Annotated in this window: 7 protein-coding genes and 2 pseudogenes; 5 read left to right on the top strand and 4 right to left on the bottom strand. The window is 58.8% G+C overall.

Annotation, left to right across the window (positions count from 1 at the left end; all coding sequences use genetic code 11):
* Nucleotides 1–138: 138 nt before the first annotated feature.
* Together I5E68_RS19710 and I5E68_RS19715 are read left to right on the top strand one after the other, a co-directional pair.
* A pseudogene (locus I5E68_RS19710) lies at nt 139–1129 on the top strand (IS3 family transposase); the annotation flags it as partial.
* 17 nt (nt 1130–1146) lie between these two features.
* Nucleotides 1147–2081, top strand: a pseudogene (locus I5E68_RS19715) (IS3 family transposase); the annotation flags it as partial.
* A 382-nt stretch (nt 2082–2463) separates the two neighbouring features.
* Here I5E68_RS19715 and I5E68_RS19720 read toward each other — a convergent pair.
* The 4 genes from I5E68_RS19720 to I5E68_RS19735 all read right to left on the bottom strand — a co-directional run bounded on the left by I5E68_RS19720 (nt 2464) and on the right by I5E68_RS19735 (nt 6349).
* Nucleotides 2464–3279 (bottom strand): NAD(P)-dependent oxidoreductase, encoded by an 816-nt coding sequence (locus I5E68_RS19720; RefSeq protein WP_197167416.1) that lies wholly within the window; start codon nt 3277–3279, stop codon nt 2464–2466.
* A 30-nt stretch (nt 3280–3309) separates the two neighbouring features.
* Nucleotides 3310–4098: an SDR family NAD(P)-dependent oxidoreductase gene (locus tag I5E68_RS19725; protein ID WP_197167417.1), complete on the bottom strand. Its 789-nt coding sequence runs from the start codon at nt 4096–4098 to the stop codon at nt 3310–3312.
* Between the two features lie 6 nt (nt 4099–4104).
* Complete coding sequence (locus I5E68_RS19730) at nt 4105–5247, bottom strand: sulfotransferase family protein (protein WP_197167418.1); 1143 nt, start codon at nt 5245–5247, stop codon at nt 4105–4107.
* Between the two features lie 163 nt (nt 5248–5410).
* Nucleotides 5411–6349, bottom strand: a complete 939-nt coding sequence (locus tag I5E68_RS19735) for a LysR family transcriptional regulator (RefSeq protein WP_197167419.1) — start codon at nt 6347–6349, stop codon at nt 5411–5413.
* A 94-nt stretch (nt 6350–6443) separates the two neighbouring features.
* Between I5E68_RS19735 and I5E68_RS19740 the strand changes: the two genes are divergently transcribed.
* The 3 genes from I5E68_RS19740 (at nt 6444) to I5E68_RS19750 (ending at nt 10118) form a co-directional block, all read left to right on the top strand.
* Nucleotides 6444–7403: a helix-turn-helix transcriptional regulator gene (locus I5E68_RS19740; protein WP_228727404.1), complete on the top strand. Its 960-nt coding sequence runs from the start codon at nt 6444–6446 to the stop codon at nt 7401–7403.
* Between the two features lie 162 nt (nt 7404–7565).
* Complete coding sequence (locus tag I5E68_RS19745; protein ID WP_197167422.1) at nt 7566–8810, top strand: alkyl sulfatase dimerization domain-containing protein; 1245 nt, start codon at nt 7566–7568, stop codon at nt 8808–8810.
* A gap of 66 nt (nt 8811–8876) precedes the next feature.
* Nucleotides 8877–10118 (top strand): MFS transporter, encoded by a 1242-nt coding sequence (locus I5E68_RS19750; protein ID WP_228727406.1) that lies wholly within the window; start codon nt 8877–8879, stop codon nt 10116–10118.
* The last annotated feature ends 161 nt before the right edge of the window (nt 10119–10279 follow it).

Below are 10279 nucleotides of genomic sequence, written 5' to 3' on the forward strand. Positions count from 1 at the left end.
GAGGCCTTTGCTGGCGATTTTCGCAAGGAGGGTTTGGGCTTCATCTTCGTTCCTTCGTCACTACGACGAAGCCCAAACCCTCCTTAAATCTCAACCCCTAATCTGTGCCATGGGCGCTGACGCCGGATAAAGTTGGTGTCTGGCGATGCCAGCAAGGATGCCGAGATCCGCGAGCTGAAGCGCGAGCTGGCTCGGGTGACTGAGGAGCGCGACATCCTAAAAAAAGCCACCGCGTATTTCGCTAGGGATGCAAAGTGAGATACGCGTTTGTTGCTGAGCATCGTGACCAGTTCAGGGTTCGGTCGATGTGTCGGTGTCTGCGCATCCAGCCCAGCGGCTACTATGCCTGGCAGAAGAGCCCGCTGAGCCTACGGGCTTTGGAAGATGCTCGGCAGACAGAGTTGATCCGGCAGGCCTGGAACGATAGCGGCAAGGTTTATGGCTACCGCAAACTGCACGATGATCTGTTGGATCAGGGTGAGACCTGCTGCCCGAACCGTGTTGCCCGGTTGACCAGGCTGGCGGGTATCAAGGCGCAGATCGGCTACAAGCGTCGACCGGGGAGCTATGGCGGCAAGCCATCCTTCGCGGTCGATAACACGCTGGATCGCCAGTTCGACGTCGCTGCCCCCGATCAGGCGTGGGTGACGGACATCACCTACATCGCACCCTTGAAGGCTTCGCCTATCTGGCTGTCGTGATCGACCTCTACTCCCGCCGCGTAGTGGGTTGGTCGATGCAGAGCAGGCAGACCACAGATGTAGTGCTGCAGGCGCTGCACATGGCGGTTTGGCGGCGCAAACCCAAGCAACGGGTCCTGATCCACTCGGATCAGGGCTCGCAGTTCACAAGCCTGGACTGGGCTGCCTTCATACGGGCTCACGATCTTGAGCACTCGATGAGCCGGCGCGGCAACTGCCATGACAACGCAGTGGCCGAGAGCTTCTTCTCCTCGCTCAAGCGTGAGCGCATCCGGCGCCGCACCTACAAAACCCGCGAAGAAGCCCGGCAGGACGTGTTCGATTACGTCGAGATGTTCTACAACCCGGTGCGCAAGCAGGTCAGGAACGGGATGCTGTCGCCCGTCGAGTTCGAACGGCAGCAGATTTTTAAAGCGGAAGGCGTCTAGAAAACTAGGGGCTACTCATGCTCGACAATGTGATCCTCAAAGATCTGTTGGGAAAAGTCTGACGACACCAGGTTTGCGGCGCGACGCTGTGCTCAAGGTGCTGGGGCTCTATCCGATTTCCCAGCGCCGGGCCTGCGTCCTGATCGGTGTCGATCCCAAGACGGTCCGGCGCGAACGCCCGCCGGACCACGGAGCCATCCGGACTGCGATGCGTGAGGTCGCAGGCCAGCGCCGTCGCTTTGGCTATCGCCGGATCGGCATCATGCTGGAACGCCAAGGGATGACCATGAACCACAAGAAGCTCTACCGGCTGTACCGGGAGGAAGGATTGTCGGTTCGCCGCCGTCGCGGCCGGAAACGAGCGCGTGGCAGTCGCACACCGATGCCCGTGCCGCTGGTCCCAGGCGCGCGCTGGTCGATGGACTTTGTCTCCGACACGTTCGGCGCCTCACGCAAGTTCAGGATCTTGGCGATCAATGATGATTGCTGTCGGGAGAACCTGTGCCTGGTGGGGGACACCAGCATCTCGGGCGCTCGCGTGGCCCGCGAACTCGACACGCTGGTGCGCCTCCATGGCAAACCGGCTTGCATTGTCAGCGACAATGGCACCGAATTTACCAGTCGGGCGATCCTGGAATGGGCGGGCATGAACCGCGTCGAATGGCATTACATCGATCCGGGCAAGCCCCAGCAGAACGGGTTCATCGAGTCCTTCAACGGCTCGCTGCGCGATGAACTGCTCAATGAGGAACTCTTCGACAGCCTGGCCGATGCCCGTCGGAAGCTGGCGATCTGGCGCTACGACTACAACAATGTCCGGCCCCACTCATCTTTGGGAAACCGGACGCCTGCACAAGCGCGTCGAGCCTTCGTGCAGGACGAGACCATCATGCCCGACGCGCTTGTGCAGGCGTCCGGGCCGTCATATTCAACCCCAAGACTCTCATTATGATCGAGGGACTGCCGGGGGGCAGGTCACCTTGCTCGTGCCGGGTTCGGATGATTCAACGTCTTGAGGGCGCTCGGGAGCCTGTTGCGCGTGCGATGGACTGGGCAAGAAAGTGGCAATGGCGATACCCGTCAAAAGGCGACACCGCAGGCTTCGGACTGAAGTCACGTTCATCAAACTCTCCCCTGTTATTATTATCGATACCTCAAGAGCGTCCATTCGGCTTGTGCCGGTATGGGCGCTGCAAAGAGGAATCATAGGTTCGAGCCTTGGTGGTGTCTTTCCGGCATCTGGACTAAATTGTCGTTCACGGGCCCGATTGTGGAAACGGATCGCCGAGAAAACCCATATCCTTGCATGGTTGTCACGGCGCAGCCTCTTCTGTTCAATTAGCAGCGCCTACGAATAGCTCGGAGGCATCTCGCAGAATTCGGGCGGTCTCATCGCTTTCGCCCAAGACTGCACCAAGCAAACACAAGTCTTTGCGCAAAAGAGCTCCGCCATGGCGAAAGCTGCTCGGGTCCGCCATTCTGGAACGAACCTGTAGAGCGAAGCTCTTTCCGCTACTGCTGAGGAGCAAATCTATCAAGGCTGCTCGATCCACACCAAGACTGTCACCACCCTTGAGGACTGCCTCTACAAGTCCGAGGTTCGCAAGCAGGAGCGAATTATTCAAAAGCTTCACGTGCTGTCCAGCACCCACCTCTCCAAGACTGACGATCAACCCGCCGAATGACTTGAATACGGGCATGGACTGCGCAATCGTAGCTGGATCACCACCGAGCATCAGTGTCAGTGTACCAGCTTCTGCAGCCGGAGAGCCGCCACTCACTGGCGCATCGATCAAGCCTATTCCGCGCGTCGCGGCCAAGCCTGCCATCTCCCGGCAGGTTTCCGGATGGATGGTCGAATGGATGGCAAGACGCGCTCCGCTCTTCATGGCCGGAATGAGGATTTCACAGACCTCACGCACATCATCATCGGTGACGACACAAATCCCAACATGATCCGAATGTGCGCCGACGTCTTCCAGCGACGTCGCAAAAAGGGCCGAAGTGTCCCGGTATGGCTCAAAAGATGCGTTTCGCCGCGCCCAAAGCATCGTGGAGAACCCAGCATCGATCATTCGCCGCGCTATAGGTGCACCTTGGCTGCCAAGGCCAATGAAACCACAGTTGTATTGTTGGCTTACGTTTTCCATCGTGGGTGCCTTCAACCGGATCGGATGGCCTTAAAGCGATTTCACCGTTCTGCCGCCGTCAACGACGAGGATGTCTCCGGTGTGAAATTTGGAAGCATCCGAAGCTAGGTATGCGCCCGGCCCTTCAATATCACTTGGATATCCTGGCCGCTTCAGCGGGGTAATCGCCGAGAACCGCTCGATGATCTGCTGTGCCTTGTCGCTGCCGCTTGTCATCTCAGTCATAATGAAGCCAGGCGCGATCATGTTCACGCGGACGTCGTATTCACCCATCTCGACCGCGAGACCCTTGACCATAGCCGCGAGTGCACCCTTCGCACCGGCGTAGTGCTCCATCCCCTTGATACCGTGGAAGATGGAGAGGCTTCCGCACACCACTATGGAGCCGCCAGGATCACCCGACTGGGCGCGATCACGCATGTGGCGGGTCGCTTCTCGCAAGGTGTAGAACGCGCCGTGAAGGTTCACGTCCATGAGCGCGTGATACATCTCGCTCGTCATGTCGGGGAATGAGGGCGCCGCTTGCGAGTAGCCGGCGTTCGCGAACAGACAGTCGACCCGGCCCATCGTCTCGACTGTGGACTTGAAAGCCGCAATGACAGCAGCCTCGTCGGCGACATCGACGACTTCTTGGTGGGTCCGTCCGGCTCCAGCACCGCGCAGCTGGTCCAGTGCCTGCTCGTTGCGGTCACCACGGCGCCCCCAGACCACGACATCCGCTCCCTGCTTGGCGCAACCCATCAGGAACCCAAGACCGATGCCGCTGTTGGCACCGGCCGCCAGAACCACTCGCCCTGTGAGATCAAAAAGATCACTCATTGTCGATTACTCCGCCACCGGATGTGAACGCAAATAGTCGGAGAAAAAGGGCGCGAGATCATGCTTGGTGTACCCCCAATCCTCCAGTGAATATTCGTGCTTGCCATGCTTGTTCTGAGGATTGCTGCGCATCCAACCTTCCATCGCCGACTGGCTCTCAGGCGTCCATTCATCTCCAAGCCAGTCATAGATCCGCCGCACCTCGGCAAGCGGGTCGCGAACCAAGTCCTTGTAGTAGCAGTGGTAGAAGTCTTCTGGCCGCTCCTTGCTGACTTCCAGTGCTCTCGCGGCGTGCAGGCCGAGTTGCAGCGGAAAGTACTGTCGCATGTAGTCGCGGTTTTCGTCGATCTCACTGAAAGGACGCCCACCGGCACGCATCTGCATCGAAGAGCCGAACACCTTGAAAGGATCGCGGTGGGTCCAGATCACGCGTGCGTCGGGAAAAGTCTTGAACAGTTGCCGGATGAACAACGAATCGGACGGCATTTTCAGCACCCAGCGACCTGGATTGGTAGTCTGCAGAATCTGCAACACGCGTTTGCGGTGGGCAAAGGCCGAGCTCATGTCCGTTAGCATCAGCCAGTCGTGGTAGACTGGCGTGGTATTGGTCACCGCCAGCATCAATGAACGGAAATCCTGTGCCAGCGCATGGACGCACTCGGTGGGACCATCGCCCGGCTCGAAGTGCGCGGCGGCGACTTTACCAGCGAACTTCAGAATATTCACGTCTTGGTCCAGCGCTGCAAGGCACCGCGGGTCAGTCCGAAGCGCCCCCGGCGCCGCAGGCGGAACTACGTTCGCGGCCTCCCAGCGCAGAGGCGTCCGGTTCGCAGGATCTGCCTCCATCAGGTAGCTTAGCATAGTGGTGCCGGTGCGGGGCAGGCCAAGGATAAAGACGGGGCGCTTTATTTCGCTTTGCGCCACTTCGGGATGAACGCGCATGAACTCATCTACCTCCATGCGATTGGCGAGCAAACCGACATAGCGGGCGTGAACGGTCTGGTAGCCGCGTTCGGTCAACCGGCCAGCCTTATTGTGATCCTCGACAAGAATCTCCAGGCCTTCCCGCCAGGAATCGCTGTCCGGATCAGGCAGTCCGCCTGTTTTTGCGCGCGCGGCATCGACGATTTCTTGGAAGTTTAAATCCATGCTTGGGTCCAGGTTTCTAAAAGGGCAGATCAGAACCTCGTTAACACCGCGACCGGACCGTTCGCGCAAGACGGATCGTTGTCGCCTGATGGCCGTCGTTTCGCGTTCGAGCCGCAACCACCTCAGGAGACAACGCGGAGGAGCGACTGAATGGCCCCTCCCGTCAGATTGTCTCTTGCAGGCGAGAAGCGAGAACTGCCAACCGTCGGCTCAGCCGCAATGCTGCCGGCGAGAGCGTGCAGCCATGTAATTGAAAGATCATCAGCTTGTAGGGAGGTCGAGCAGGTGTGCATTGCTGCCAAGTCGGCGTTAGCTGACGTAACCGGCCCGCTTGCAACTCATGCGCGGCAGAGAAGGTCGATGTTACCCAGATCAGATCTGTGGTTTCAGTCAGCCTTGCCGCGCACCCGAGGTCCTCCAGCAAGATTTCCGGCTTGAGCCGAAGCTGCGGATAGCCCATCTCCTGCGCAGTGGTGGCGGGAGCCTCGGTGCTCGCGATCATCCACGGGAATTCATCCGGCTTCTTGTCTGTATTGGCCGCCAGCAGTGGATGCCCAGACCGCACCAAGGGTGTGATCGGAAAGTTGGCGATCGGATGGACTTGAAGTGCATCATTGGCGTTGCTGCCCTCTGTCCTATGTTCAGCACTCACGAAGAACTCGATCTCCCGAGACAGCAGCAGGTCGCGCAGGTAGTCGAACCCACGCACGACGATGTGATGTTGCAGACCTGGAGCGAGTTCGAGTTCAGCTTGCAGCGCTTGCGGCAACAGGGCCGCCGCCGCGGTACGTGCCATCCCGAACCGGACGCTGGTCTGCGAACCCGCTTTGAGACGTCCTAGCAGATCTGCGAAAGATCGCGACTGCTCCAGCAGCTCATTGGCACCATCGGCAACGATGCGCCCGATGGCGGTAAGCTCAACCTTTGTTCTGTCCCGATCGAAAAGCTTCACACCGAGCAGGGCTTCGGCTTGCTGGATACTACGAGAAAGCGCGGATTGCGTGAGTTCGAGTTCACGGGCCGCGCGTGTGAAGTTCAAGTGCCTAGCTAGCCCGGTGATATGGCGTGCGGTGCGAAGGTCGATATTCACCAAGCTCATCATGAATGCTCCACTGATGAATTGGACGGATATCATTCCACGCCGCTAAGCTCAATTGAAACCCGCCGTAGAGCGGCCACGATCGAGAGGCTGTGCCATGATCTGTATGACGAAAGTCGAGACTAAGCGGGCGCTATCCGTCCCGCCGCTTTGCGCTATTGAAGATCATGGTTCCCAACTCCGCTCTTCGCGCGCCAGGACCGAGGACGCTCTGCATCCGGCGGATCTCTCGACAATAGAGGCGAGCGTTTCGGTGGCATCTGTGACCGCCGAACTGCGCAAACTTCATCTGAGCAGTCCGATCAGGAGCAGAATCCATACCGGCAAAGGCTACTGGATTGACATGAGCCTCACTGGCCGCATAGGAGATCCCCGCGTGCGCTATCAGAACCGCTGGCAGCCTCATCGCATGGAGAAGATCGGCTCGATCATGGCGCTGCGCGGCCGTGAGCCAATATATGGCGTCAGCGGAGCCGCGAGCGGAACCTCGGTGGTCTGCCGCATTGGACCGCAAGCCGCTAGCCGCTGGGTCCCCGATGACGACAATTGGACCGACGATCAGCTTGTCGCACTGCTCGATGTCACAAACGATAATGTGAAATCGCTGATGACGCGGCTCGCCGTGGAGCTTCGCAATCCGGGGTTCGCTGGCGATATGATGGTCGAACTCATAGCCGGGCAACTCATGATTGAACTCCATCGCTCGCGCCAAGCGACTATCGAGATGTGCAGCGGCGGATTGGCGCCGTGGCAAATGCGCCTCGTCGAGGAGCGTTTGAACGACCAGATGCATAACATTACTTTGAAGGACATTGCTTCGTTGTGCGGGATCTCGGTGCGGCATCTGACGCGCTCCTTCCGGGTGAGCCAAGGGTGCTCGATCGGCAGCTACTTGTCGCGAATTCGGATGGAACGCGCGAAGTCCGATCTTATCGCTGGGGAGAGCATCAAGGTTCTGGCGCCAAGGCTCGGCTTCGCCAGCGTCTCCAGCTTCACTTCAGCTTTCCGCCGCGACGTAGGTATAAGTCCTGCGACCTTCCGCCGATCGTTCCGGTGATCGCCAGCGACCTAGCCAGGACTCCCATCCGCGTTGCGATATCAGGCCATCTTGATCGCCGGCTGGACGCAATCACGTCACTCATGCTGCGGCTCCCATGTCCACCGTTGCAGCCGCGTCCTTCTCGCGCTGGAATACACGGAATGAGAACAGGAGAATAGCATGGCGGACCCAGAAACACTTTCGGACAAAGGGTTGCGGACGGCACAGATGATCCGCTCAGGCGAAGGGCAGGCCTCGGCGATCAAACGCGGCCCCGGCATCTGGGAAAGCCGCGGTGTCGGTAACAGCTACCTCGTCGTCACGCCCGACGGCGACGTGATCATCAATGCCGGTACGCTTTCCGATGCGCGGCGCTCCAAGGAGCTGTTCGCAGCGGTCTCGAGCAACCCAGTAACAACGATCATCCTCACCCAGAGCCATGCCAACCAGTATGGCGGCCTGGAAGTCTTCAAGGCCCCGGACAACATCGTTATCGCGCATCGGTTCTATCCTGATGAGCGATCCTACAACCAGATGCTGAACGCGCATTATCGCCGCGGATCGCGCCGCTTCTTCGGTACGATCACTGGCCGCACGGAGGAGATGGTGCCAACGCGCGAAGTCGCCGCCGACGTGTTGATCGGCGATGAAGGGCATGCCTTTACGCTAGGCAACCGCCGGTTCGAGATTATCTGGACGCCTGGCGGCGAGACTCGTTCAGCGGTCATCGTCTGGCTGCCAGACGATCGCATTGCGATCGTCGGCAACCTCTTCGGTCCTCTGTTCGGCAACCATCCCAACCTCAATACGGTACGAGGCGACAAGCCACGTTCTGCCGCTGAGTTTATCGCATCAGTTCAGAAACTTCGTGCGCTCAGGCCGGTGCAGATACTTACCGGGCATGAGGACATTCGCGGGGAGGAGCGCATACAGCGAGAGACCAGCAGGATTATCGACTCTGTCCAGTGGGTTCACGATCAGGTGGTCGCCGGGATGAACGAAGGTACTGATCTGCGAACGTTGATGCGTGAAATCCAAACGCCGAATGACCTTCAGCTCACTGAAGAATACGGCAAAGTCGCCTGGAATGTTCGAGCGATCTGGCATGAATATACTGGTTGGTTCGATCCGAGTTCCGGCACAACGGGCCTCTACGGAGTGCCGCCCTCAACTGTCGCTCACGATCTGGCAGACCTCGCCGGCGGCGTTGGCCCCCTTGCCCGTCGCGCGCAAGAGTATGTGCAACAGGGCAAGCCGCTCGAAGCATTGCACATCCTGGACGTAGCCAGCGCGGCCGCGCCGGAGGACTGCGCCATACGGGCCGCTAAGCGCGAAGCGCTAATGCTGCTGGACCAGCAGACCGGCGGCAAGAACCTGTGGGAACGGATGTGGATTTCGACAGAACTTCAGCAGCTCGACAGCTAGTCCGATATACCACCGCAATGCTAATTAAGAATTGGAGGACAGGCTTTGCGTGAACCCGCCACAGGTTTGGCTGCGGAGGAATGGCGCAAAGGATGGCGGCTTGTCCTAGCCTCCTCGCTCGGATTTTCGTTCTTCTCAGTTATGATGTCTGCGACAGGTCTGTTCATGGAACCGCTGTCGCAGGCATTTGGATGGAGCCGGACTTTACTCTCATCCGGCCCATCCATAGCTTCCGCTAGTCAAGCCCTTCTTGGTCCGTTCTTCGGACTGCTAGTGGATCGCTGTGGCACACGGCGCTTGGCGCTTCCCGGTGTCGCATTGACGATGGCCGCGATTGCCTGCTTCGGGCTGCTAGATGGATCCGCGGCCATGTGGACCGGCCTTTGGCTGTGCTTCGGCGTGGTCTCCGTCAGCATCAAATCGACGGGTTGGACAACGGCGGTAGTAGGCAATTTTGCGACTTCAAGAGGTCTCGCCCTAGCGTTGACGCTAGGTGGAACGGCCGTGTCGCAAACACTCGTTCCCCCGATCGGCAATTGGCTTATTACTGAGCTCGGCTGGCGAGCTGCCTTCGTCTGGCTCGGCTTGGGCTGGGGCGGCATTACTCTGCTATTTTGCGCGCTGTTCTTCCACGACCAGAACGACAATGCGCGCGTTTTGGCACGATCTAAACGGTCCGAAGGCGAACCAATTGCCAGTGCCCTCACCGGCTTGACGGTCAAACAAGCGCTGCGCCACTCGGCCTTGCTGCGCGTCGCCTTGTCGAACTTCATCGTCATGTTGCTGACGATGGGATTATCGGTGCATCTCTTCCCTATTTTGACCGAGGCCGGCGTGTCCCGATCGAGCGCCGCATGGCTGGTCGCTTTGGGAGGCATTTCCGCGATCATCGGCAAAGTGCTCACCGGCGTCCTCACCGATCGTTTCAGACCAAATTGGATCGGCGGCATCACGCTAGGAATTGCAGCGTTGGTGTTCCTGCTCCTTCTCGACGGCGTAAGAACATACCCTTTCATCATAATTGCGATGGTGGTCAACGGCTATGCGCAAGGCACCAAGACCCAAATTACAGGCTACCTCACGGCCGGCTATGCGGGGATGCGCAACTTCGGTGCTGTATATAGTTTCATGTCGGCGCTGATGGCCCTCGCCGCTGGTTTGGGACCACTTATTGCAGGAATGATCTATGATTATTCAGGTGGCTATGGACCTTTCCTGGTCATGGGTACAATCGGCTGCGCAATTGGGGGATTCATCGTTCTCACATTGCCGGATTTTCCAGAACATGAGGGGAAATCGAAGGCCTGATGTTACGCTCCAACTTTCGATCCGTAGATCGCTGTCCGGCGTCAGCGCCCATGGCACAGATTAGGGGTTGAGATTTAAGGAGGGTTTGGGCTTCGTCGTAGTGACGAAGGAACGAAGATGAAGCCCAAACCCTCCTTGCGAAAATCGCCAGCAAAGGCCTC

Origin of the sequence: Novosphingobium aureum (genome assembly GCF_015865035.1) — a bacterium.
Lineage (GTDB): Bacteria > Pseudomonadota > Alphaproteobacteria > Sphingomonadales > Sphingomonadaceae > Novosphingobium > Novosphingobium aureum.

Bases quoted from the DNA above. Each gene is read 5' to 3' on its own strand.
- I5E68_RS19735 (WP_197167419.1), bottom strand. From the start codon at position 6,349: ATGATGAGCTTGGTGAATATCGACCTTCGCACCGCACGCCATATCACC.
- I5E68_RS19720 (WP_197167416.1), bottom strand. From the start codon at position 3,279: ATGGAAAACGTAAGCCAACAATACAACTGTGGTTTCATTGGCCTTGGC.
- I5E68_RS19745 (WP_197167422.1), top strand. From the start codon at position 7,566: ATGGCGGACCCAGAAACACTTTCGGACAAAGGGTTGCGGACGGCACAG.
- I5E68_RS19725 (WP_197167417.1), bottom strand. From the start codon at position 4,098: ATGAGTGATCTTTTTGATCTCACAGGGCGAGTGGTTCTGGCGGCCGGT.
- I5E68_RS19740 (WP_228727404.1), top strand. From the start codon at position 6,444: ATGATCTGTATGACGAAAGTCGAGACTAAGCGGGCGCTATCCGTCCCG.
- I5E68_RS19730 (WP_197167418.1), bottom strand. From the start codon at position 5,247: ATGGATTTAAACTTCCAAGAAATCGTCGATGCCGCGCGCGCAAAAACA.